Origin of the sequence: Paenibacillus qinlingensis (assembly GCF_031455095.1) — a bacterium.
Classification (GTDB): domain Bacteria; phylum Bacillota; class Bacilli; order Paenibacillales; family NBRC-103111; genus Paenibacillus_E; species Paenibacillus_E qinlingensis_A.
The window spans coordinates 125,503-149,110 of sequence record NZ_JAVDSB010000013.1 but is presented as its reverse complement, the minus strand read 5'-3'; the positions used below and the strand labels follow the sequence as shown (position 1 = coordinate 149,110).

The window sequence follows — 23,608 nt, the reverse complement described above, 5'->3', positions numbered from 1 at the left end:
GTTAATTTCCATTATTCCCGTGTAAAAGAAGGTTAATCCAATCTATGCAAACTTTTGCATCACGTATGATACCCTCCTTGCGGAAGAAGGATAAGGGTAGTTATTCTTGCAAAAAGGATGTGGCGGATTTTGAAGCAATACCTGTTGATTATCGTACTTGCGTTAGTTGTTTGTGCGCCTAACTCGCAGATATCTGCGGCTGCTAGTAACGATCCTCTTCTTCCGACCGCAGACATTATTCTCGACGTAGGGCATGGCGGCATCGATAGCGGGACCATGGTTGGCAAATACGAAGAAAAAGATATGAACTTAGCAATCGCCAAAAAGACGTATAAAGCACTAGTAAAAAGAGGGTATCGCGTTATTATAAATCGCACCGAAGATTACGCATTAAGTGATGATAATAGATGGTCATACGGAGGTAGACACAGAAAAGATCTGGCACAACGCTCTGGTCTAGCCAATACCATTAAACCGAAAATCATGCTCAGCTTGCATATCAATTGGTCCAAAAAATCAAACACGCGCGGTCCCCTCGTGATTTATCAAAATCAATCGGACAGTATCTTGTTGGCAGGCTTGCTGCAAGACTCATTGAATACCGTTTATGGGATGGAAGAGCTCCCTGTACTTGGCAAAAAGTATTATGTACTCAAGTTCACAAAATGCCCTTCCGTTATTGTTGAGCTCGGCTTTTTATCTAACAAGACGGATCGCAAGCTATTGAACGACAATCACCATCAAGCAAAACTTGCCAAGGCGATTACTCAAGCTGTCGATCAATATTTCTCGATGACGCATGCGAATTAGTTTATTTGACCATTTGTGAAATAGGGACAAAGGTGGCTTCCTTTTGAATAGCCGGAATTGCCTCATGGATGACATGAGCTGTTTTCTTTCCTGGAGGCCCCACATGACCGATCGCAATTACTTCGTCTTTTTCATGGATGAGTTTCTTCAGTCTGACCATTTGCTGATTAATATGACTATAGGTATACAAATCGTCGAAGAATAGCTGATTGTCTGCATGCGGCACACCGCGTGAATCTGCTATCTTGCCAATCAAACTCTTCGGCGTTGTTCGACTATCCAGCAAGATAAGATTTCGTTCTTTGCAAATCTCAATGAGAATTTTCATCACTCTTTCATCCGCGGTCGCTTTGGACCCCATATGATTATTAATACCTATGGCATAAGGAACATCATCAATGGCAGCTACGATACGTTTGTGGATTTCTTCACTGGACAAGTCCGTCGTGATAGCACCTGGACCTAACCAACTCTTCTTCCCTCTCACAGGCTCCATCGGCAGGTGTAGGATGACCTCCAGTCCTCTGTCATGTGCTAACTGAGCATCTTGCTTCGTCGAGGGCAAGAAAGGCATAACAGCCACTGTAAATGGAATAGGCAGCTTCAGCATCTCTGCTGTACCTTCCATGTTATTACCAAAATCGTCAATGACGATAGCGACCTTCTTCGTAACCGCCCCTGTAGGTTGCTGGGGGGTCAAAATAGGTTCTGCTCCTGTAAACCCTGGATTAGCCATCAGAATGGTCCCCATTATAAGGGTAAGAGCTACCTGACGACATAATGCAAATGTGCGATACATTTTCATCCTTTTCTCCTCCTAGTGCTTTAGAAAGACTTACCTTCAATTGCGTATGCTTTCCAGTTTTACTCATTATGCTTCTCTTGCTCATCAAATATGCGTAAAATATTGGATCTAGATGGGCATACAAAAAACCGTTAAAGACTCTCGTAAGAGTTCTTTAACGGTTTGTTCAAGTTCTATATGCTTAGTGCTGCTTGCGTCCAGGAATAACCCCAGTTGCTTCATAAGAAGCCACAATGATATCAATTTCCTTTTTCAACTCGCTGAGTAGTTCAGCTTCAGGCACTTTACGAATCATTTCTCCGTAACGGAATAGCATCCCTTCGCCGCGCGCTCCTGCTATGCCAATATCGGCTTCTCTGGCCTCACCAGGGCCATTTACGGCACAACCTAGTACAGATACCTTAATAGGCACTTTGATTTTGGCAATGTAGTCTTCAACTTCATTAGCGATAGAGAACAAGTCAATATCTAAGCGACCGCAAGTCGGGCAGGAAACTAACGTCGCGGCGTTCGTAATCAAACCAAATGTCTTGAGCAGCTCTCTTGCAACTTTAATCTCTTCTACCGGGTCAGCACTTAGAGAAATACGAAGCGTATTACCAATCCCCATGTTGAGCAAAGTTCCAATCCCAGCTGCGCTTTTCACAGCCCCTGTAAAGAGCGTTCCAGCCTCTGTAATCCCTAAATGAAGCGGATAGTTAAATGCCTTCGCAGCTTGCGAATACGCTGCAATCGCCATTGGTACATCAGACGCTTTCAAGGAAACGATGATATCATGGAAATCGAGTTCTTCCAAAATATTAATATGGAACAAAGCGCTCTCTACCATAGCTTCAGGCGTTGGATATCCATACTTTTCAAGAAGATGATTCTCAAGGGATCCTGCGTTAACCCCAATACGAATCGGAATACCGCGTTCTTTACAAGCTTTAACAACCGCTTCTACTTTCTCACGGCGGCCAATATTGCCCGGATTAATACGGACTTTATCAATCCCATTCTCAATTGCAGCAAGCGCTAAACGGTGATCGAAATGGATGTCAGAGACTAACGGAATATGAATTTGCTTCTTAATTTCCTTAATCGCTTCTGCGGCTTCTTTATTGTTAACCGTCACGCGCACAAGTTGGCAACCTGCTTCTTCTAGACGAAGAATTTCTGCTACCGTCGCTTTGACGTCAGCTGTTTTCGTTGTGCACATGCTTTGCATGATCACTTCGTTACTGCCACCGATCGTTAAATCACCTACCCGAACGGCTCTGGTATCTCTTCTATGGAACATTTTGGTTTCTCTCCCCATGACACCAAAAGTCCTCCGCTCCAATTCCCAGAAATGGAAATTGGATTGGAGGCTGTGTGTTCATTTATGAAATGATCGGTTATGCACTTTCTTCCTTCTTCTTACCAGATGGCTGTGCGCCCTCTTTGGTCGTAAGAACAGGCGTGATCTTGTTTTGTACCGTTTCTTTGGAAACGACGCAAGAAGAAACATCCGTTCTTGAAGGAACTTCAAACATCACATCAAGCATAATGCTTTCAATGATGGCTCTCAAGCCACGGGCACCTGTATTCCGTTTAATCGCTTCTTTGGCAATCGCATCAAGTGCTTCTGCATCAAATTCAAGCGAAACGTTATCCATCTCGAGCATCTTCTGGTATTGTTTCACGAGCGCGTTCTTAGGCTCGGAAAGAATACGCACAAGCGCTGCTTCATCAAGCGGCTCTAGCGTCGAAATGACCGGTAAACGACCTACGAATTCCGGGATTAATCCGAATCTCAAAAGATCTTCCGGAAGAACCATGGATAGGTATTCACCTGGTTTCAAATCAACCTTAGCACCATCAGTGCTGAAGCCGATGACTTTTTTACCGATTCTGCGTTTAATAATTTGCTCTAATCCGTCAAATGCACCACCACAAATAAATAGGATATTCGTCGTGTCGATTTGAATGAATTCTTGATGCGGATGCTTACGACCACCTTGAGGAGGTACGGAAGCTACTGTGCCTTCAAGAATTTTGAGAAGAGCTTGTTGTACACCTTCACCGGAAACATCACGTGTAATGGATGGGTTCTCGGATTTACGTGCAACTTTATCAATCTCATCAATGTAGATGATGCCGCGCTCTGCTTTTTCAACATCGTAATCAGCCGCTTGGATCAGTTTAAGCAAGATGTTTTCAACATCTTCCCCTACGTAACCTGCTTCTGTTAAAGAAGTAGCATCGGCAATCGCAAATGGCACGTTCAAAATTTTCGCAAGAGTTTGCGCAAGAAGTGTTTTACCACTACCTGTTGGCCCTAGAAGGACGATATTACTTTTTTGTAGTTCAACATCTTCAAGTTTGTTCTGGGAATTGATCCGTTTGTAGTGGTTATATACCGCAACAGCCAAGGATTTCTTCGCTTGTTCTTGACCAATAACGTATTGATCCAAAATATTGCGAATTTCCTTTGGTTTCGGAACATCCTTCAGATCAAGCTCTTCTTCATGCCCTAATTCTTCTTCCACAATCTCCGTGCAAAGCTCTATACATTCATCACAAATGTAAACCCCCGGTCCGGCAACAAGTTTTCGAACTTGGTCCTGGGATTTTCCACAAAAGGAACATTTGAGTTGGCCTTTTTCATCGTTAAATTTAAACATGGGATCACTCCTTTATTTCAAGTCGTTTCGAGTGATAACCTCGTCGATTAACCCGTATGCCTTCGCTTCATCAGCGCTCATAAAGTTATCTCGGTCGGTGTCTCTTTCGATCTTTTCAAGCGGCTGTCCCGTTCGGTCCACGTAAATCTGGTTGAGTTTATGCTTGGTCTTGATAATCCAATCCGCATGGATTTTAATATCGGTTGCTTGACCTCTAACACCGCCGAGCGGTTGGTGAATCATTACTTCTGCATTCGGCAGCGCGTATCGCTTACCTTTGGCTCCTGCTGTCAAAAGCAAAGAACCCATACTTGCGGCCATACCTACACAAATCGTAGATACATCCGGTTTAATAAACTGCATGGTATCAAAGATACCCATTCCAGCCGTAACCGACCCACCAGGTGAGTTGATATATAAGTGAATATCTTTTTCAGGGTCCTGGGCGGATAAAAAGAGCAGCTGGGCAATGACCAAATTAGCCACATCGTCATCAATAGCAGTCCCGATGAAAATTATGCGGTCCTTAAGTAAACGCGAGTAGATATCGTAGGAACGCTCCCCACGAGCCTCTTGTTCTACAACCATAGGAATAAGACTCATTGTACCAACTCCTTTTGCGGCAAGCGCCATGTTCTCTCAATTGAGTGTACTGAGTGTACTGAGATTCTTTTACAGTTTAACACGATTGAACCACAATGTCATTTTTCTGAAAATCAGCTATGTAGGCAGTAATACGTATGTACTAAAGCATTTGGACGTAAATTAGGGTAAAAGAAAGGCACGTTGCTTACGTACGTGCCTTTACTTACCTTATTTACACGGCTGCGGAAACATGCTTGCTATTTTGAAGCAAGAAATCAACCGTTTTTCTGATAACTAGATCATTGCTAAGACCTTCAAGAGATCCGTTGGAAGCGAACAGCTCACGAAGTTCAGCTGTTGATTTTTGGTAAGACGGTGCATACTTCTCAAGTTCCGCGTCAACTTCTTCTGCGGAAACTGTGATTTTTTCTGCAGCTGCGATAGCTTCAAGAACAAGGTTGTTACGAACACGCTTCTCAGCATCTTCTTTCATTTGTTCTTTCAATGCGCTCTCGTTTTGACCGGAGAACTGGTAGTAGATCTCAAGCGTCATGCCTTGGGAGCGAAGACGTCTTTCGAATTCTTTCACCATGATCTCAAGCTCAGCTTCAACCATCGAACCTGGAATTTCAACTTCTGCGTTAGCAGCAGCTTTTTCAACAACTGCAGTTTCAAGTGCAGCTTCGGAATCTTTTTCTTTACGTTCTTGCATACGCTTTTGAAGCTCTTCTTTGTACTCAACAAGCGTATCGAATTCACTTACGTCTTTTGCGAACTCATCGTCAAGCTCAGGCAGGTTTTTGCGTTTGATATCGTGAAGTTTCACTTTAAACACAGCTGCTTTGCCTTTCAAATCTTCGGAATGGTAGTTTTCAGGGAAGCTAACGTTAACTTCCTTCTCTTCATCTTTACCTAGACCTACGAGTTGCTCTTCGAAACCTGGGATGAAGGAGTTGGATCCAAGCTCAAGGGAATACTTCTCCGCTTTACCGCCTTCGAATGCTACTTCATCAACAAATCCTTCGAAATCGATGATAACAACATCGCCGTTAGCAGCTTGTCCTTCTTCAAGAACAACCAGTTCAGCATGACGTTGTTGCAAACGTGTAAGCTCATCATTCAATTCTTGCTCAGAAACAGTAGCGTCAACAGCGTCTACTTCAATACCTTTGTAATCGCCAAGCGTTACTTCAGGCTTAACTGTTACTTTAGCTTTGAATTTCATAACTTGACCTTTACCGAATTGCTCAACGTCTACTTCTGGGCGATCAACAGGCTCGATTTTAACCTCTTCAATCGCTTCAACGTAAACTTCTGGTAAGATGATGTCGATAGCATCTTGGTACAAGCTTTCAACGCCAAATTTAGCTTCAAAGATGGAACGAGGCACTTTCCCTTTACGGAATCCTGGAACATTCACTTTCGCTGATACTTTCTTAAATGCTTTATCCAAAGCATCTGCTACACGTTCTGCCCCAACTTCAACTTCAAGAACGCCAACGTTCTTCTCTATTTTTTCCCAACTTGCTTTCATTTTATGCCTTCCCCTCCAAAAATGTACCATGACATTAATTTTCACGTTATGCTCATTATAACCATTCTATTATACCATATAACATTTTCATTTCAAGCAAGCTTTGTTCTTAACCAGGATCAGGACTAAATTGCTTAACAAACGCTGTTAATACATTGTGTGCCCGCTTCCATTGCAAGGTCATTGCGTCCACGATGCCATAAGTTTCCAACAACTCTTCTCGATCAACAGTACCGAACAATTTATCTTGCAAAATGGCATGCAAAGCGGAAGCCCACACGTCTACCGCACTTTCCTCTGTCTTCAATAGTTCGGTGTAAATTGAAGTGCCATAGGCATAAGCAAGAAACTCTTGCCAAGTCTGGGTCGCAAAATACACAAAGTCAGGTTGGCTTATTTCACTAATGTCCCCGACTCTGCGAATCATATCACGAATGCGTAATGGAAAATCCTCCGCGGTTAGCGGCGTTTCATCGATTTCCACGAGAACCGTTTTACCATTCTTGGGGAATTCAATAAGTCCATGCTCCCCCATTTGTTTAAGAGTCTGAAGAGCCTTAAATTGTAAGTGCGGGTGCCGAGGTCTCTCGCAAAGCCAGTTTCTCACGAAATGACTCACTTCAGGTTGCTCGATAAAAGCCAGCTGCTCTAAGGCACTCACTTGTTCCTCCAGCGTTCCTTCATGAAGCATGGTTTGAAGCTTGTTCACAAAAGCGCCATCATCCGATGCTGCTTTGTCATGGATGTATTGCCGTAATAAGTCGGATTCTGCCTCCGCAACTTCATCCTCTATCTCTGAGGTTGAAAACATCGTTTCCGGAAACATGGTGAGCAGCCAGTGCCGCAGAGCTTCCCATTGGTCAGACTTGTTCGCATCAACATTGGGAAACTGCAGAAGAAAAGTAAGCATATCAAGGGCTTCTTTATATTGCTCGGAGCGTAACAGCTTGGTTAACTCGTCTTCATAGAACTGCTCTGTTTTAGGAAAAAGGATAACATTCTCTAAAGATGGGTCTGACATCAGGATCACCTCTGTTCGTGGTCTCGCTTGTGCCAGTTTACTCCATCATCCAATTGATTGCAAAAATATTTAAAAAATGAAGTTGACTCACTTTATACGTTGTGATATATTAACTCTTGCTTCGCCAAACGGATCACGTCCAGGCGGTAAGAAGTGTCATAGGTCTCAGTAGCTCAGCTGGATAGAGCACACGCCTTCTAAGCGTGCGGTCGGGGGTTCGAATCCCTCCTGGGACGTCAATTTCAAACAAAAAGGCCGCGCAATTGCGCGGCCTTTTTGTTATACATTTTTTAATAACTGATTAGAATATGTTGTAATTCTGCCGCAATTTTTGTCGAATCCTGTCTTTTTTTAGGATAAAATATGATTAGTATATTTTAACAACTCAGAATTAGCTAAGTTACTATACTTAGAGGAGTGAAACGAATGCAAGACAGGACGAAACAACAATTAGAAATTTTATCTTCTATACAAAGTCATTTAGCTATGATTATGTTTGACACGAGCGGATATGTAACATGGGCAAATTCACTCTTCACTTCTGCTATGGGATATACGGTGGAAGAAATTATCGGCTTCCATCATAGCAAGTTTTGTTTGCCTGAATTTGTTTCCAGTTCAGCCTATGAGAATCTCTGGGAAGATTTGCGTAATGGCAAGGCCTTTCAAAATAAGATTATTCGAGTAGCTAACGGTGGAGGGAAGCTTACGTTAGAAGCAACTTACATGCCGGTCTTTAACGAAGGCCGCGTGGATGCAATCATCAAGATCGCTACAGATGTTACGAAGCGTGAAACTGTCCTGCAACAGAGTACTGCCGATTTGAAAGCTATGGTAGAGAAGATTACCGTGAGCACAGATGAAGTATTAGAAGCTTCAAAAGTGATCGTTACACATATGTCAGAGATGAGCCGAGAATCTTCTACAGTCGAGAAGCAAGTCAAGAGCATCCAGTCTGTAACCACAATTGTCAAAGAAATCGCTTCTCAGTCCCATCTATTGGGTCTGAATGCCGCACTTGAAGCTGCTCGTGCAGGCGAGCATGGACGTGGGTTTGAGGTGGTTGCCAATGAAATCAGGAAAATGGCTAGTTCAAGTAAGCAATCTGCCCAAGAAATATCCGATCAGCTAATCCATATCTCGACTTCGGTGTCATCGATGATTCAAAGTATTGAGGATACCACAAAGCAAATTTCCGCCAACTCCAATTCGATTGAACAATTAAAGAAATCATATGATCATATCGCTTCGACTACGGAACATTTGGCATCCTCTATTTAGATGATACACATTACGCAACCCCAGCTAAGCCACTAACCTCCTACATGAATGAAAAAACACCCTCACTGCGGCTAACAGCAAGGGCGTCTGAAACAATACGTTTAGACAGATGGTCGATTAGGCTGATGGTGTCCTGGTTCTGTCGAGTCCAAATTCGATTGAATACGTGAGGATTGCTTCGAGTTGTCGATTGTGCTTTGTATTTTCTGTGACATACTTTTCTTTTTACCCATGCTAAGCAACTCCTTCAATTCATAGAATGAAAGCCTCAATAGTATGGAAGAATCCATTTACGATTATGCCTTCTAATTTATAGGGAATACAAGAAGAATTACCATTCAGATACAAAGAGCCTGCAGAGATCTCTCCCTGCAGGCTTTTGCTCATGCCAATCGACGTTAGTGCATCTTATGAGGCAAATTCTTGCCCGTATGACCGTCACCTTGTGTCCTTTTGTTCTTCTCGGCTTTCCTCTGCTTGTCGTGCAGCTTGCTAATGAAATGACTATCCATGAGCACTCGCCTCCTGAAGAAAGAATGGCATTACCCCTTTAGAATGTCACCGCGGCTCGAAATTTAAACACCCAATCTATACAAAAACCACGTCCCGCTTGCTCCCCCGGTTTTCTGGACAGACATTTAATACCTTCCATTCGCATACCCTTTATCATTATGCTCTCTTTAAAAAGAAAGGAAGGAACGTCTATGTGCGGAATAACGGGTTGGATAGATTGGCGGAAAGACTTGACCGGGTACCCGTCCATTCTAGAAAATATGACGGAAACGCTCCACCTTCGTGGACCTGATGCAAAAGGTACCTGGATTTCACAGCACTGTGCCCTTGGACATCGACGTCTTAGTGTCATGGATCCTGAGAACGGCGCTCAGCCTATGGTACGCAAACAAGGCGACTATACGTATACCATCGTATATAACGGCGAACTCTATAATGCCCCTGAGTTAAAAAAGGAGCTTGAACTTCGCGGCCATCACTTTCGCACAACCTGTGATACCGAAGTCCTTCTGGTTGCTTTTATTGAGTGGGGAAAAGCATGTATTGACCGTCTGAATGGCATCTTTGCTTTTGCGGCTTGGAATGACCAAGAGCAATCACTGACTCTAGTACGGGATCGACTCGGCGTTAAGCCTCTTTTTTATTCCCATCAGGATAGTGTTTTATTGTTCGGTTCTGAACCCAAAGCAATTCTAGCCCACCCTGATTTCAAAGCCGAAGTCGGCGCGGAAGGCTTTGCTGAAATATTCGCAGTCGGACCGGCCAGAACGCCAGGTCATGGGATTTATCGCAACATGTCAGAGCTGAAGCCAGGTCAATTTGCTATTTTTGATCGCAATGGCTTATCCATTCGCACCTACTGGAAGCTCGAAAGTCACCAGCACCCCGACGATATCGCGGGTACCGCTGCCAAGGTTGGGCAATTGCTAAGCGATACTTCCGAACGTCAACTCGTATCGGATGTTCCCATCTGTACGCTTCTTTCTGGCGGACTGGATTCTAGCGCACTTACCGCACTCGCTGCGACACATTACAAAGAAAGCGGGAAAGGATCCCTTCATACCTTCTCCGTCGATTACAAAGATAACGATAAGCATTTCAAAGCGAATCTGTTCCAACCAAACTCCGATGCCCCTTGGATCAAAAGGATGACCGACCACCTAGGCACTCAGCATCATTACATTGAATTTGATACACCTGAGCTAGTGGAATCTCTGAAGACAGCGGTATTAGCCCGCGATACACCAGGGATGGCCGATGTCGATGGATCCTTGTATTTATTTTGCCGAGAAATTAAAAAAGAAGCTACCGTAGCCATCTCTGGAGAAGCCGCTGACGAAATATTCGGTGGATATCCTTGGTTTCACAATGCGGAAGCACTAGAAGCGAACACGTTCCCTTGGTCACTTAAGCTGGCAAATCGGGTTGATCTGCTGGCACAGGACTTCGTAGATTGGATTAAGCCCGTTGAGTATGTCAGCAATCGGTACCAGCAAGCTTTAAGCGAGGTCCCTCGCTTAGCTGGGGAAACTCAGCAGCAGAACCGGATGCGGGAAATGTCCTATTTGAACATAACGCGGTTCATGCCTACATTGCTCGATCGTAAAGACCGCATGAGTATGGCCGTCGGGCTCGAAGTGCGCGTTCCTTTCTGTGATCACCGACTAGTCGAATATGTGTGGAACATTCCTTGGGAAATTAAAACTTCAGGGGATCGAGAAAAAGGCATTTTACGTCAAGCCTTACGTGGCGTATTGCCCGAAGATGTCCTCACACGCAAGAAGAGTCCCTATCCAAAAACACACAACCCGAATTATTTAACCGCCGTGCGAAAATGGGTACTGGAAATTCTAGACGATCCTTCGTCTCCACTCTTGCCTTTCATCGACGTCAAAAAGATTCGTGCGCTCGCAAGCTCAGACTCTAATGATTTCGATCTTCCATGGTTCGGTCAGTTAATGACGGGTCCTCAGCTATTCGCTTACTTAGCGCAAGTAGATACTTGGCTTCGGACTTATAAAATATCGATTCGTTAATCGTTTAGCTAATGAAACTAAAAGTAATAAAAAGACCTGCTTCCACGCTTTCATGTGGTTGCAGGTCTTTCTTTATATTCAATTCGTTTGATCAGGCAGCTGATCAAGGAACATCCGCAAAGCTTTGGCACGATGACTCAGCTCATTCTTCTCTTCCATTGTAAGCTCGGCCATCGTTCTCCCCAGTGACGGGATATAGAACAAAGGATCGTACCCAAAACCACTCGCGCCGCGCTCCTCATGAAGAATGTAACCTTGGCAGACATCCTCGGCTTCGATCACTTCATTCGCTACAGGATCAATCAGCGTGAGCGCACAAACAAAGGACGCCTCGCTTAGTAATGGAGGATGCTCCTCCCCCGCAGGAAGCTCGATTCTGTTGTCCAGCTCACGCAAAGCTTGGAGAAGCCTCGCGTTATTATCAGCATCTGTAGCGTTTTCTCCCGCGTAGCGAGCTGAATATACACCAGGGTCTCCCCCTAAAGCTGTCACGCAAAGACCAGAATCGTCAGCTAATACAGGTACATGAAGGTGCGCAGAGATAATCTGTGCTTTGATTCGAGCATTCTCAGCAAAGGTCTTCCCACTCTCCACGATTTCCGGTAAATCCGTGTAATCCGCTAGACTGCGAACCTTATACCCTTTAGCTCCAAAAAGCTCAGCAAACTCCTTGACCTTGCCTTCGTTACGCGTTGCAATGACAACAAAATTACTTTGTAGCCGCATGCTGGGCACCTCGAATACGTTCAGCAATCGGTCCTAGTACACCGGATTGAACTTCAATCATGGTGTTAATTCCGGCTTCTGCCAATGCCAATAATTCATCCAATTCTTTACGGGAGAAAGGAGCGTCCTCCCCTGTTCCTTGGACTTCAACAAATTGACCTTGGCCTGTCATCACCACATTCATATCAACCTTCGCTTTGGAATCCTCTTCATAATTCAGATCAAGCTTCGGCGTATCGCCAATGACACCAACGCTGACTGCAGCAAGGAAGTCATTGATCGGAAATTTGGCTAAGTTTTTGTCATTAGCAAGCTTGTTGATAGCAAAAGCCATCGCCACGAATGCACCCGTGATGGATGCTGTGCGCGTGCCGCCATCCGCTTGAATGACATCGCAATCCAGCGTAATCGATCTCTCGCCTAGCGCTTCCAAGTTGACAACCGAACGCAATGCTCGCCCGATAAGACGTTGAATTTCCATTGTGCGTCCACCTAATTTGCCTTTTGCCGCTTCACGCTGATTACGAACCTGAGTCGCTCGAGGGAGCATCGAATACTCTGCTGTAACCCAGCCTTTTCCCTGCCCTTTCATAAAAGGGGGTACGCGTTCTTCAATTGTAGCTGTACAAATGACTTTCGTATCCCCAACCTCAATGAGGACTGAGCCTTCTGCGTGCTTTATATAATGAGGGGTTATTTGCATAGGTCGCAGTTCTTGATCCGTTCTTCCACCAATTCTCATAAATGTCTTTCTCCTCCTGTAGCTCCATCTAAAGCTCTAATCCTTACGCCCCATTGTAACAAACTCACCAAGGAAAAGCACCCTAGGGTCAGTGATTGGACAAATAACCAAAAAACTACTAGATCACTCCCCCTTTTTTCGAAAAAAGTGGCGTTATCTAGTAGTTCGTAGCTAACCTATGTTTTTAGAGCTTCGCTGGATTAATATGTGTGGGTCTCAGAACAGGTTTACTGTAGTTTTGATTATCTGTCGATGTTATTTTCACAGCACCATCCACTTTAATTTGTACCTGCTTGAATGTTGTATTCTCCGTTAAGGATAAGATGACAGATTGCAGCGCATCAGCAGAAGCCTTCTGATCTGTACCTAACAGCTTGTTAGAGAAGTCAACGGTAATCAAACCTTCACCCGGTTTAATGCTTTTTAGCTCCGTTGTTGCGTTGAGTACAGCAGCAAGTCCCTTCTTCTGATCGGGTCCTTTAATTAACTGTTCCACAACCGCCTTAGCTACATCATCTGTTCTCTTAATCAGACGTGTCACAGGGACATAATATTTGTAATTTTGATCATTTTGATTTAAGAAATAGAGAGTTACCGGCGTGGCTTGACCAAATTCAGTATCCTCTGCCTTCTCCAAATTGATCCCCATGGTGCGCGCTAATGGCACATCCAGCGGTGTCTTGCCTTTCGGCATTTCTTTCAGATCCTTACCATCTACACGCAGCTGAACCTTTTCGATCGTAGGGAAGTTCGTTAAGTTCCACGTAATGGCTTCAAGGAGCTTGCGCTCATCCTTCACATCGTAGTTTAGGAATTCCTTGGAGAAATCTACTGTGGCGCTTTTGTCCGCTTTTACATTTAAACTAATAACCTTAGTCCCCTTAGGCAGGAGTGCTTGGAACCCTGAAGGCAGCTGGCTTGTTTCTGGACCTCCGTCCACCATGTACTCTAACGTTGTCTTCGCAACGGAGACTGTCTTCGGTAAGGCTAGGCTCAATGGGGTGACAAAACCTTTTCCATCTTTTACATATACGGTCATCTGAGAAGTAACATCTTCGGACATGTCGACTGTAACCGCGGCTGACGTCGTCTTCACGTCGACTTCTGCCCCCGTTCCCGGAGGTGCATCGATGTCACTCTTCTTTCCGGTGCCCAAAATCGAACATCCCGTGGTCAGTAGAACAATCACCCCCGCTAAAGCGGCTGAACGAATCCAATGTTGATGTTTCATTTGCTTATTTCCTCCTTCGAGTTTTGCTATTCGCATGGCCTGTACGAAGCTTTTTCGTATTATTATGTATACGAGGCTTTGTCCGATTTATAACTACTTTTTGTCCACCTTTTTTAAAAACTAAAAATAATAGAAATGAAGGCATCCGAGACCAATCCTTCGTCAATTCGAACTCCTATGATATACTAAATACCAGCGTGTGAACCCCGAGTAAACGACGACTCTGTCCTCTGAGGACGCTTACGTTTATTCAGAAATAAATGAACTAATTATCGAGTGCGATACGCTTCTGATATTTGAACAAGGAGGTTCTTGTCATGAGAACATTTTTGAAGGAAAAGACCCTTATTTTCAATGAATTTCGAGAAGAGGTTTTCAGTCACTACCCACAAGCTGTTATCGAGGAAGCCGTTGCAAGATTGCTCGTTGAAATAAAAGGGATTAAGAAAATCCCAACTGACTTGATTACAACTACGTTATTAGGTGTTTTGAGTAAAACGGAAACTTTCAATGTCATGTCTACCCTGATGGAGCTTCAGAAGAAGGTCAAACATGATGCAGAATTGCTAGCTAGCATGAAAGATCCTGCGTATAACGTTCACCGCACCATCGCCATGTCGATTTGCGGTTTATATGGCAGCGGCGCGATATCGCTCTTTGGCTTCATCGACTGTAAATTCCGCTTCTTTTTCCCAACCAAAAGACCTAAATCCTTCATTTCCAAAGGGATATGTGCGATTGTCGCATCCACTGCAAGTGTCATTATTTCGGATAGCGTGAAGGTGGATTACACCAAACGCAATCTGCAATTGCTGGAGTCACGAGGCGTACAGCTGGATGATATGGTTGAAATTCTGGATCAATTGCAGCGTCCTTACAATCCCGATATGCCTCGTAGTCTCTGCGAAGAGCATATTCTCGCCGTTCTTCGCAAACAGCAAACTTTTCATGCGCTTCAGCTCGCTATCAAGATCGACACCGCTGTCGAAGCCAAAGAATTCAACGCACAATACAATCACATCGTGGGCATGGATGAAGGACTTTTCGGTGTGGATGAAAGCATCGCAACTGCCGTCCCTCTCATGTACGGGACCATTGCATTGACGAATTTCGGCTTTCTGGACAAAGCCAAACTCGGCATTATCGAGCAGCTCGACAGCGATCATACGGATGGCAAATGCAATACCTTTATCGATGATATGGTATGCGGCATCGTAGCGGCGGCTTGTGGTCGGTTGGCGCATAATCATACGCCGACGTACAGTAAGCCGTTGAAGTAATTGCGGTAGGACGTAAAAAAGCTCTAACCATGGTAGTCATGGTTAGAGCTTTTTTTATTTAGTCGCGATGTAGGACACGCGATCTGCTAAAGGATCCACCTGCTGGATGCGGCCTTCAGCCTCCAGCAGGACCAAATGTGCGATCGTCTCCGACAACGCGAATCGCATCTGGTGAATGCTCAGCCGGTCGCCGAACGTCGCCCGGCACACCTCATAAGCGCTCTGCGGCGCGCTTAACTGCCCTTCCATGAGCGCGAGCCGCTCATGGTGATGGCGCACGAGCTCCTCTGCGCGAGCTGTGAACAACGGCCATGGCTCCCGGTGCCCCGGGTAAGCCATGGTTACTGGAAGCCTGCTGATTTCCTGCAGGCTGCTCAGGTAAGCGCCGAGCGGGTTTTCTTCCACCTGCGGGAGGAAGGAAACGTTCGGCGATATTTGCGGCAGGACGTGGTCGCCGCAAAACATCACCTGCGCCTCAGCGTCGTAGAAGACCAGATGACCCGCGGCATGGCCGGGGGTCTCGATGGCTTCATAGACGCGGTCGCCGAGGCGCACAGGCCCTTCACGCAGCAGGGTAACCTGCGGCTGCGGGGAAACCAATTCGACGAAGCTCACCATGTGCTTCGTCATCTCTTCCAGCCCGGCTTCGGGGAAGCCGTGCCGGGCGAAAAGCTCGAGAAGCAGCGGCGACATTGGCTGCTCAGGGCCCCACAGGAGCTGCACCTGTGCGTATCCGGTCTCCGAGAGGAGAACCGGCGCGCCTGTGCGCTCTTGGAACCAACCGGCCATCCCGTAATGGTCGGGATGATGGTGAGTGAGCACGATTTGTTCTACGTGCTCAAAACCAATCCCTTGCTCCTGCAGCACTTGCAGCCAGAGCGCCTCAGCTTCCGGTGTATGCAACCCCGGATCAATAACGGTGTATCCGTTGCTGCCGCGGATCAAGTAAGCATTCACCCATCGCAAAGGAAACGGCAGCGGCACCTTTACTTGTGTAATTTCATCTGTATGTACAGTCACGACGTTCATATCCGAGTTGTCATCCTTCCTTATGCCCAACAAAAATCATCCGACTCGAAGCTTCCGGTGCATAATCCTGCCCTTCGTAGCCCCCGTAGACATGATCGATATGTAATCCGGCTTTTTGCAACATAGCTTCAAATACCGGTCTCTCATACAATTTCACCTGCTCCAAATAATGCCGTTCCGGCTCACCATCTTGAGAAATCACGATCCGTTTGCGTACAAAACCATCTTCGATTGCTCTAGTCTCGCGAATGGTCAGCTCTTCTTCTTTACGTTCCGACTGCGCAATCAAATTCGCCTTCACATAAATTGGATTCAAAAAATCAATGATGAATCGACCATCCTTTTTTAAAAGCCGATGCATTTCATGAAGCACCTTTTCATTCTGCTCATCCTCATCAAAATAGCCAAAAGACGTAAACAAATTCACAACCGCATCAAACGTCTCATGTAGCGGCACATCCCGCATGTCACCGTGAATCCATGTCACATGCCCATCTCCACCTAGCTTGACCGCTTCCTGAAGGAGCACTTCCGACAAATCCACACCTGTCACTGTGAAACCACATCCCGAAAGCGCCATCGAATGCCGCCCCATTCCGCAACACAGATCCAAAAGCCGTGCGCCGTGCTTCAGTTCCAGCCAATTTATCATTTTTTTCACTTCATGGTAAGCACCTTGCATATCTCTATGTTTATAAACCAGCAAATAATCATTTCCAAAACTTTCCTGATACCAAGCCATCTTTTCAACACCTTCAGCTTTATAATTAAATAATGTTATAAGAGCAGCCTCGCTTTAATAATCCGTAAACCCTCAATCGCTTCTTCCCTGCTAAAATTCCCAGCCTTCAATTGCTCGTCCTCTACCTGCAACAGCTTTTCATAAAATATAAGGCCTTGTGACGGCAGTTCCTTACGCTCCGGATGGTCCTCCATATAATGAAACAAAACATCTTCAACCTTTGCGTAATTGCCCTGCTTCTCATAATGAGAGAATTGCAGCCTCTGCGTTCCTTCAGGGATTTCCCAGCCTTTCAAATGATTCAAACCAACGACCATCCGAGTGGCAATTTCCTGATTGACCTCATCCTCGGGTTCAACTTCATCTGACAGCGACAAATGTAAAAGGAGATCCAACGATTTCAGATATGCCCAATAGGCCTCGCTATCCTCTTCATGTTGGTGAAGAAGATCACCTTGTCCTACAAACATATCACTAATCACCAACGCCTTCGCCGTATCGATGCTCCCTTGGTAGGATAGCAATTCCAGAATATCCTTACTGGACAAAGATTGGAGAGAACGAATATTCAAACCCAATAAATGACGACTGGCTTCATCTAACTGTCTTTGCGCATCTTCAATCGGGATATGTTCCTTGTTAAAAAGAATCCGATGCAGCACCACCGTCAATTGTTCAATCTGTTTCATCAAATAATCACGTCTGAACATCTGAAGCAGCTCCTCTCGGTTTCAAATTCATCTCATTTCAGCTTACCACGCCTAGCGTGGAAACTCAAAAATACAATTCGCCTATTTTTCTCTGGATACCGCACCATTGACAACAGCCCTTCATAAACTAATTTTGACTGTATCCCTTAACCTTGTAATTCCCAATACCCGAGCAAGGAGGGGTGACACACATCCATGGGCAGCGACCACAAAAACAAATTTTTACTTACGAACCGCGAACGCGAAGTATTCGAACTCTTAGTGCAGGACAAAACGACAAAGGATATCGCACAGCAGCTTTTCATAAGTGAAAAGACTGTGAGGAATCATATATCGAATGTAATGTGTTTTGAAACACACAATAATAAAAAGCAGATGTTCGTTATAATGACGGCATCCATTGGGTAGTAAGTTATGATTCCAATTGTCCTAATGGAGTGTAGATTTCAACCTCTCCATCTACGCTTATCACCAATTTTTGAACAAGCTTCGTCAATACAAGCCTCATTTCATCCACATGGTCAAACTCTAATTCCACAAGATTATCCAGTGCTATTCGAATCTCTTCATAAATCTTCTCCAAATTGATTTGCTCTTCCACATTCTCTGAGGACTTCATAAGTTTGGATTGCAAGGACGCAATCTCTTGTTCATACTGCTCTTTTTCAAATTGATACTGTGTTTCATCGATTTCACCAAGCATCATCTGCTTTCTTAACTCGAATAGCAGCTTACGATTCAATTCAATGGATTTCTCTGTTTTCTTTATTTCTTTAGCAATGTCTAAGGAGGTCTTCTTTTTAGTTATTCTTCCTTTACGTTCACTGGTCTCAGACTCACTATTGATAAGTTGCTTCAGCTTCTTACTCACTTCCGCAATGATGGTATCTCTAAACTGATAATAAGGAATCCAGACACTATTCTCGCAGCCGCGATCTCCTTGCCTTCTTCTGGTTGAACAAATCAAATATCGATGTTCTTTCCCGTCTTTTCTGGATTTGGACATTGTGCAAACCATCGAACCTCCACAATGCTTACAAACCGTCATTCCAGCAAACACATTCACTTTATTCCTTACACCACCACGTTTTCCACCGCCGCGCTTTAATCTAATCTCTTGGGCAAGTTGAAACGTTTCTTCATCAATTATGGCAATGTGTGTTTGTTCAGCGCTTCGCTCCCATTTAGCTTCATCACGTTGAACTTGTTTTCTGCTCCTATCCGACATGTTGTTAATGTCATTGTAAACTTTCTTTACTTCATATTTGCCAAACACATTTTGACCTGTATATGCCTCATTCATTAGAATACGCTGAATTGTCGTAATTCCCCAAGCTCCTCCCTTTGGAGAAGGAACTTCTGTTTCTTTGTTCAGGTACTGGACAATAGCTTTTTCACCCATCTTCCGTCGAATGTACAAATCATAAATCAACTCAACGACGGGCTTGTTATCATCAGGAACGAGTGTCTTCTTGTCTCCTACAACTTCTTTTCTATATCCATAAGGTGCGATGCTACCTGTAAAATTCCCTTTTAGTGCTGACTGTCTGATCCCACGTTTTGACGAAAGACTGATCTGTTCGCTCAATTTTTGATTCACAGCTGAGATAATCTGGAATTTCAGCTCATCATTATCTTTATAGGAATCAAAGCCTTCCTCAATAGAAATCAAACGAATTCCAAGGGCATCTACTAAGATCCTCTTTAAGTTAAGCGAATCTAAGGTATCCCTTGAAAAACGAGATAAGGAAGCAAAAACGATGGTGCCAAAGTATTTTGATTTGGCATCTTGTATCAATTTCTGAATTTCTTCACGTGCAACAATGGATGTACCTGTGTCACGATCTTCGTATGTATATTGCACATCCAAATCAAGAGTTCTTGCTTTTTCTTCACAAAGTCCCTTTTGATGTTCAGGACTATCTTTTTGCGAATCTTTAGTTGTGGACACCCTGACATAAATAGCTGTCCCATTTTGTCTCATCGGTTTGGATCACCCAATTCATCATGGTTGTTAGTCTTAGTTGTCTCATAATTATAGCTTGTTCCAGGGTGTTTGGTGAGCACCTTCTTGATGGTATCATTAACCAGTTCATCAATGATTTGTTCCAAAGATTTTTCCATTTCTATGGACTTAAATACGACCCTGAGTTGCATAGGTATCACCTCATGGTTATGCCTATTACGAACCAAGTTTGTCCTATTACATTGGCTTTTGAACTTCAAGAATAGATGTGATAATGCTTTAACTTGACCCATATAATCTTCTTACGAGCCATTATTCAAGAATAATAAGGTTAACTCAGTTAACCCGATTTACAGGGTAAACCTGCATTTACCATCCGGGAAAGGAGGAGTTCTATCGTGGCATCAGAAAACACCACCTATGGTGTCAAAGTGAGCGCTGAGACTAAAGATAAAATAACTTCTATGATCGAAGTTTCCGGTTTATCAAGTAAAGTATGGTTTGAACGTCTCCTTGCTTTATATGAGCTACAAGTGTACAAGCAACATGAAGGCTCCTTGAAATACTTAAGTGACATTGAAACCCTCCAAGACCATACAAAGCGTATTGACGAAATATTTACTTCTCTCATTAAAAAGGTTATTGAAGATAACAAGCAATACACTGCTGAGATTGAAAAAGTGAATCTTGAAATGCAACAAGTGGTTAACCGTTTAGAATTAGAATCCAAACAACAGCAAGCTGAATTATCTGAATTAAAGCATGAACTTTCCGAGTCTCAAGCGAAAGTAACCCGATTAGATGATTTATCTATATCTCATAAGGAAACCATTCGCTGTTTGAATGTTGAAATTGACAGATTAAAAGACATCAATGCATCTTACGATCTAAATGAAATTGAGCATTTATATTTACAACTCGCAGATGTTAAAAAAGATCTTGAGTTATCGCAGCTTCGCCATGAGAAAGAGATCCTTGTAATAAAAGATCAACACAACCAAGAAATCATTAAACTGATGGGTAAGAAATCCTCCCCTTCGGACAAGAAACTTGGACGACCTTCAAAGAAAGCAGATCTAGAATCTTCCCCTAGTCAAGATGGTGCTTCACTAGAACAACTGGAGATCGATGATGCACTTTTATCTGAAGGCTAATTGCATGCCACAATAGACCAGCCTGAACAGGGCTGGTTATTTTTTTCGTCAACGAAAAGTAACCACAACATTTACAATTTCTTTACTTTACGAATATAAGTATTTGCTTATATAATGATTTACAGATGGAAGGAGCTGAATTATGATGAGTAAGAAACCAGTTCGAATTTACTTTTTATGCATTCAAAACCGTTGCAGAAGTCAAATCGCTGAAGCATTTGCCAAACATTACGGGAAAGATAATGTTATCGCCGAAAGTGCTGGGCTAGAAGCAAGTGACATACATCCACTTACAGTCGAGGTTATGAAAGAAGTCGGCATCGATATCTCTAATCAGACTTCCAAGAAAATTGATATGAAGACCTTCTTGGCTTCCAATGTCATTGTTAAGTTGTGTGAGAATTTAGTTGAACGTTGTCCTGTCGTTCCTTTTGGGATTACAAATGTACAATGGAATATCCTTGATCCGTTAGAGCACAGCGAAGGAAACCTCGAAGCGCTGCGCAAAAACAGGGATGAAATTGAGAAGAAAGTTATAGAACTGCTTAAAGGAATGAATGTGCCCGTGTAAAGGAGATTAATTGATGATTGAAATTGAAAAAATGGTTGAGACGTTGAAACTTTTAAGTGATAAGACGCGATTAACAATCCTTCTGTTACTTAAAGAGAGAGAACTTTGCGTTTTAGAACTTGTTGACATTCTACAAACGAGTCAACCAAATGTGAGTCAACATATGCGTAAATTAAAAGATGGCGGCTTAGTCAAAGAAGCCAAAAAGGGACAGTGGGTTTACTATTCGCTGACGATTGATAATAAACCGTTCATATCTGATTTATTCAATCAGCTTCCATCGCAAAAAGAAAAAGTTGAATCCACATCTTGTGAAAAACTTGATTGTTGTGATTAGGAGGAAACCATGACTTACATAGCGGTAATCATTTTTCTGCTAACACTAACATTTGTTATTTTGCAGCCTAAGGGACTCAATATTGGATGGTCTGCTTCTGCTGGAGCTATTCTTGCACTCATTTTTCAAGTTGTTACTTTTCACGACGTATTGACCGTTACGTCCATTGTATGGAATGCAACACTTGCTTTTGTCGCTATTATTCTTATCTCTTTGATTTTGGACAATATCGGATTTTTTGAATGGGCCGCCTTACACATGGCTCGCATCGCTAAAGGGAATGGAAGACTCATGTTTGTTTACGTCATTTTGTTAGGCGCGGCAGTTGCCGCATTTTTCGCTAACGACGGTGCAGCTCTCATTCTTACCCCGATTGTTTTGGCAATGGTTCGAGCATTAAAGCTTCCCGATAAAATGATTTTGCCGTTCATCATGGCAAGTGGATTTATTGCGGATACAACGTCCTTGCCTCTGATTGTCAGTAACTTAGTCAACATCGTGTCAGCTGACTTCTTCGGTATCGATTTTGTCACCTATGCAAGTCGTATGATTGTGACTAGCTTATTCTCACTTGGAGCAAGTTTAGTGGTGTTGTTCGTTTTCTTCCGTAAGGACATCCCAACGAGCTACGATATGAAGCAATTAAAACGACCATCAGATGCTATCAAGGATCTTAAGCTATTCAAAATGTCATGGGTTATCCTAGGCATCCTTCTCATTGCTTATGTGAGTAGTGGATTTATAAAAATTCCTGTTTCTATCATTGCAGGTGTTGTGGCACTCATCTTCATTTTAATGGCTAGATCTAGTAAGGTCATCGAAACGAAACGAGTGATTAAAGATGCTCCATGGGCTGTTGTAATCTTCTCCATCGGCATGTATGTGGTTGTGTATGGTCTTAAAAACGTGGGTCTTACCGATGCCCTTGGTAAAGTTGTTGAGAATTTGGCTGAACAGGGATTGTTTGTCGCAACGATAGGTATGGGATTCCTCTCAGCCGTGTTGTCATCCATCATGAATAACATGCCAACGGTTATGATCGATGCCCTAGCGATTAAGGGGACAAATACAGATGGCATTATTCGAGAAGCACTAGTTTATGCCAACATTGTCGGAAGTGATCTTGGTCCTAAGATTACGCCTATAGGGTCTCTTGCAACACTCTTATGGCTCCATGTTTTATCCACGAAAGGTGTAAAAATCACGTGGGGCAATTATTTTAAGACAGGTATCATTCTTACTGTGCCGACACTATTTATTACCCTTACAGGTCTGTATTTATGGCTACATGTCATTAATACAACAAGCATAAATATTTGGTTGTTAATCGTAGCGATTGCTGTAATTGTGTTGGTTGCCGCGATGATCATTAGAAAAGTAATTGAAAATCAACAAACAAAAAAAGGGCATCAAGGAGCTTAATACTTGAAGAGCCATCAAAAAGGAGAAATGCAATCATGGAAAACAACAAACCTCTAGTTTACTTTTTGTGTACAGGAAATTCTTGCCGCAGCCAAATTGCAGATGGATTTTTAAAGGCTCTAGGCAGCGATAAATACGAAGTGCAAAGCGCAGGATTAGAAGCTCATGGATTAAACCCACGTGCTGTTGCAACAATGAAAGAAGCAGGAATTGATATTTCTAACCATACATCCAATGTCATTGATCCTGAAATTTTAAACCGCGCTGATTACGTCATCACCCTATGTGGACACGCTGATGAGCATTGCCCTGTAATCTCCAACAAGAACGTTGTTAAGTGGCACTGGGGCTTCGAAGATCCTGCTAAGGCAACGGGGACGGAAGAAGAAATTACCGCGAAATTCAGTGAAGTTCGTGACTCCATAAAAGAACGCATTGAGCTATTTGTGAAAGAAGGAAAGTAAG

At 43.6% G+C, this 23,608-nt stretch carries 25 protein-coding genes, 1 tRNA gene and 1 pseudogene; 11 read left to right on the top strand and 16 right to left on the bottom strand.

Annotated features, from left to right (window positions below; all coding sequences use genetic code 11):
- The first annotated feature begins 117 nt into the window (after positions 1 to 117).
- Positions 118 to 810, top strand: a complete 693-nt coding sequence (locus J2736_RS25770; protein WP_310501459.1) for an N-acetylmuramoyl-L-alanine amidase family protein — start codon at positions 118 to 120, stop codon at positions 808 to 810.
- Between the two features lies 1 nt (position 811).
- Here J2736_RS25770 and J2736_RS25765 read toward each other — a convergent pair whose 3' ends face one another.
- From J2736_RS25765 to J2736_RS25740, 6 genes are all read right to left on the bottom strand, one after another.
- Positions 812 to 1,615 carry a divergent polysaccharide deacetylase family protein gene (locus J2736_RS25765; RefSeq protein ID WP_310501458.1) on the bottom strand — a complete coding sequence of 268 codons (804 nt, stop codon included), beginning with the start codon at positions 1,613 to 1,615 and terminating at the stop codon, positions 812 to 814.
- 181 nt (positions 1,616 to 1,796) lie between these two features.
- Entirely contained in the window at positions 1,797 to 2,897 is a 1,101-nt protein-coding gene (gene ispG, locus J2736_RS25760; protein WP_310501457.1) for a flavodoxin-dependent (E)-4-hydroxy-3-methylbut-2-enyl-diphosphate synthase, read from the bottom strand.
- 97 nt (positions 2,898 to 2,994) lie between these two features.
- Positions 2,995 to 4,263 (bottom strand): ATP-dependent protease ATP-binding subunit ClpX, encoded by a 1,269-nt coding sequence (clpX, locus tag J2736_RS25755; RefSeq protein ID WP_310501456.1) that lies wholly within the window; start codon positions 4,261 to 4,263, stop codon positions 2,995 to 2,997.
- Positions 4,264 to 4,275: 12 nt separating this feature from the next.
- Positions 4,276 to 4,866 (bottom strand): ATP-dependent Clp endopeptidase proteolytic subunit ClpP, encoded by a 591-nt coding sequence (clpP, locus tag J2736_RS25750; RefSeq protein ID WP_065851718.1) that lies wholly within the window; start codon positions 4,864 to 4,866, stop codon positions 4,276 to 4,278.
- Positions 4,867 to 5,080: 214 nt separating this feature from the next.
- Positions 5,081 to 6,382, bottom strand: a complete 1,302-nt coding sequence (tig, locus tag J2736_RS25745) for a trigger factor (RefSeq protein WP_310501455.1) — start codon at positions 6,380 to 6,382, stop codon at positions 5,081 to 5,083.
- Positions 6,383 to 6,491: 109 nt separating this feature from the next.
- Positions 6,492 to 7,403, bottom strand: a complete 912-nt coding sequence (locus tag J2736_RS25740; protein WP_310501454.1) for a hypothetical protein — start codon at positions 7,401 to 7,403, stop codon at positions 6,492 to 6,494.
- A gap of 162 nt (positions 7,404 to 7,565) precedes the next feature.
- Between J2736_RS25740 and J2736_RS25735 the strand changes: the two genes are divergently transcribed.
- Positions 7,566 to 7,639: transfer RNA gene (locus tag J2736_RS25735), tRNA-Arg, on the top strand.
- A gap of 190 nt (positions 7,640 to 7,829) precedes the next feature.
- Complete coding sequence (locus tag J2736_RS25730; protein WP_310501453.1) at positions 7,830 to 8,684, top strand: methyl-accepting chemotaxis protein; 855 nt, start codon at positions 7,830 to 7,832, stop codon at positions 8,682 to 8,684.
- A 101-nt stretch (positions 8,685 to 8,785) separates the two neighbouring features.
- Here J2736_RS25730 and J2736_RS25725 read toward each other — a convergent pair whose 3' ends face one another.
- Positions 8,786 to 8,917: a hypothetical protein gene (locus tag J2736_RS25725; protein ID WP_310501452.1), complete on the bottom strand. Its 132-nt coding sequence runs from the start codon at positions 8,915 to 8,917 to the stop codon at positions 8,786 to 8,788.
- A gap of 165 nt (positions 8,918 to 9,082) precedes the next feature.
- On the bottom strand, positions 9,083 to 9,196 hold the full coding sequence (locus J2736_RS25720; RefSeq protein WP_310501451.1) for a DUF4023 family protein: 114 nt from the start codon (positions 9,194 to 9,196) through the stop codon (positions 9,083 to 9,085).
- Between the two features lie 192 nt (positions 9,197 to 9,388).
- Here J2736_RS25720 and asnB point away from each other — a divergent pair, with 192 nt between their 5' ends.
- A complete protein-coding gene (gene asnB, locus J2736_RS25715; RefSeq protein WP_310501450.1) occupies positions 9,389 to 11,233 on the top strand; it encodes an asparagine synthase (glutamine-hydrolyzing) in 1,845 nt (614 codons plus the stop codon).
- A gap of 78 nt (positions 11,234 to 11,311) precedes the next feature.
- Here asnB and J2736_RS25710 read toward each other — a convergent pair whose 3' ends face one another.
- The 3 genes from J2736_RS25710 to J2736_RS25700 form a co-directional block, all read right to left on the bottom strand.
- Positions 11,312 to 11,959, bottom strand: coding sequence for an XTP/dITP diphosphatase (locus tag J2736_RS25710; RefSeq protein ID WP_310501449.1), 648 nt, complete (start codon positions 11,957 to 11,959; stop codon positions 11,312 to 11,314).
- Positions 11,943 to 12,701 (bottom strand): ribonuclease PH, encoded by a 759-nt coding sequence (rph, locus tag J2736_RS25705; RefSeq protein WP_310501448.1) that lies wholly within the window; start codon positions 12,699 to 12,701, stop codon positions 11,943 to 11,945. Before rph ends, J2736_RS25710 begins: the two co-directional genes overlap by 17 nt.
- A 184-nt stretch (positions 12,702 to 12,885) precedes the next feature.
- Positions 12,886 to 13,932: a GerMN domain-containing protein gene (locus J2736_RS25700; RefSeq protein ID WP_310501447.1), complete on the bottom strand. Its 1,047-nt coding sequence runs from the start codon at positions 13,930 to 13,932 to the stop codon at positions 12,886 to 12,888.
- Positions 13,933 to 14,249: 317 nt separating this feature from the next.
- Here J2736_RS25700 and J2736_RS25695 point away from each other — a divergent pair, with 317 nt between their 5' ends.
- Positions 14,250 to 15,212: a phosphatidylglycerophosphatase A family protein gene (locus J2736_RS25695; protein WP_310501446.1), complete on the top strand. Its 963-nt coding sequence runs from the start codon at positions 14,250 to 14,252 to the stop codon at positions 15,210 to 15,212.
- Positions 15,213 to 15,266: 54 nt separating this feature from the next.
- Here J2736_RS25695 and J2736_RS25690 read toward each other — a convergent pair whose 3' ends face one another.
- Genes J2736_RS25690 through J2736_RS25680 form a run of 3 tightly spaced genes read right to left on the bottom strand, consistent with a single transcriptional unit; the run spans position 15,267 to position 17,693 of the window.
- Positions 15,267 to 16,241: an MBL fold metallo-hydrolase gene (locus tag J2736_RS25690; RefSeq protein WP_310501445.1), complete on the bottom strand. Its 975-nt coding sequence runs from the start codon at positions 16,239 to 16,241 to the stop codon at positions 15,267 to 15,269.
- A 10-nt stretch (positions 16,242 to 16,251) separates the two neighbouring features.
- Positions 16,252 to 16,983 carry a class I SAM-dependent methyltransferase gene (locus J2736_RS25685; protein WP_310501444.1) on the bottom strand — a complete coding sequence of 244 codons (732 nt, stop codon included), beginning with the start codon at positions 16,981 to 16,983 and terminating at the stop codon, positions 16,252 to 16,254.
- Between the two features lie 35 nt (positions 16,984 to 17,018).
- A complete protein-coding gene (locus tag J2736_RS25680) occupies positions 17,019 to 17,693 on the bottom strand; it encodes a DUF6483 family protein (protein WP_310501443.1) in 675 nt (224 codons plus the stop codon).
- A gap of 195 nt (positions 17,694 to 17,888) precedes the next feature.
- Here J2736_RS25680 and J2736_RS25675 point away from each other — a divergent pair.
- Positions 17,889 to 18,038, top strand: a pseudogene (locus J2736_RS25675) (LuxR C-terminal-related transcriptional regulator); the annotation flags it as partial.
- A 67-nt stretch (positions 18,039 to 18,105) separates the two neighbouring features.
- Here J2736_RS25675 and J2736_RS25670 read toward each other — a convergent pair.
- A complete protein-coding gene (locus J2736_RS25670) occupies positions 18,106 to 19,677 on the bottom strand; it encodes a recombinase family protein (RefSeq protein ID WP_310501441.1) in 1,572 nt (523 codons plus the stop codon).
- Complete coding sequence (locus J2736_RS25665) at positions 19,674 to 19,850, bottom strand: hypothetical protein (RefSeq protein WP_310501440.1); 177 nt, start codon at positions 19,848 to 19,850, stop codon at positions 19,674 to 19,676. The genes J2736_RS25670 and J2736_RS25665 overlap by 4 nt, the downstream gene beginning before the upstream one ends.
- 207 nt (positions 19,851 to 20,057) lie before the next feature.
- Here J2736_RS25665 and J2736_RS25660 point away from each other — a divergent pair, with 207 nt between their 5' ends.
- From J2736_RS25660 to arsC, 5 genes are all read left to right on the top strand, one after another.
- On the top strand, positions 20,058 to 20,813 hold the full coding sequence (locus J2736_RS25660) for a hypothetical protein (protein WP_310501439.1): 756 nt from the start codon (positions 20,058 to 20,060) through the stop codon (positions 20,811 to 20,813).
- Between the two features lie 142 nt (positions 20,814 to 20,955).
- Positions 20,956 to 21,384: an arsenate reductase ArsC gene (locus tag J2736_RS25655; protein WP_310501438.1), complete on the top strand. Its 429-nt coding sequence runs from the start codon at positions 20,956 to 20,958 to the stop codon at positions 21,382 to 21,384.
- A 13-nt stretch (positions 21,385 to 21,397) separates the two neighbouring features.
- A complete protein-coding gene (locus J2736_RS25650; RefSeq protein WP_310501437.1) occupies positions 21,398 to 21,721 on the top strand; it encodes an ArsR/SmtB family transcription factor in 324 nt (107 codons plus the stop codon).
- Positions 21,722 to 21,730: 9 nt separating this feature from the next.
- Entirely contained in the window at positions 21,731 to 23,143 is a 1,413-nt protein-coding gene (locus tag J2736_RS25645; protein ID WP_310501436.1) for an arsenic transporter, read from the top strand.
- Positions 23,144 to 23,178: 35 nt separating this feature from the next.
- Complete coding sequence (gene arsC / locus J2736_RS25640; RefSeq protein WP_310501435.1) at positions 23,179 to 23,607, top strand: arsenate reductase (thioredoxin); 429 nt, start codon at positions 23,179 to 23,181, stop codon at positions 23,605 to 23,607.
- Position 23,608: the final 1 nt, after the last annotated feature.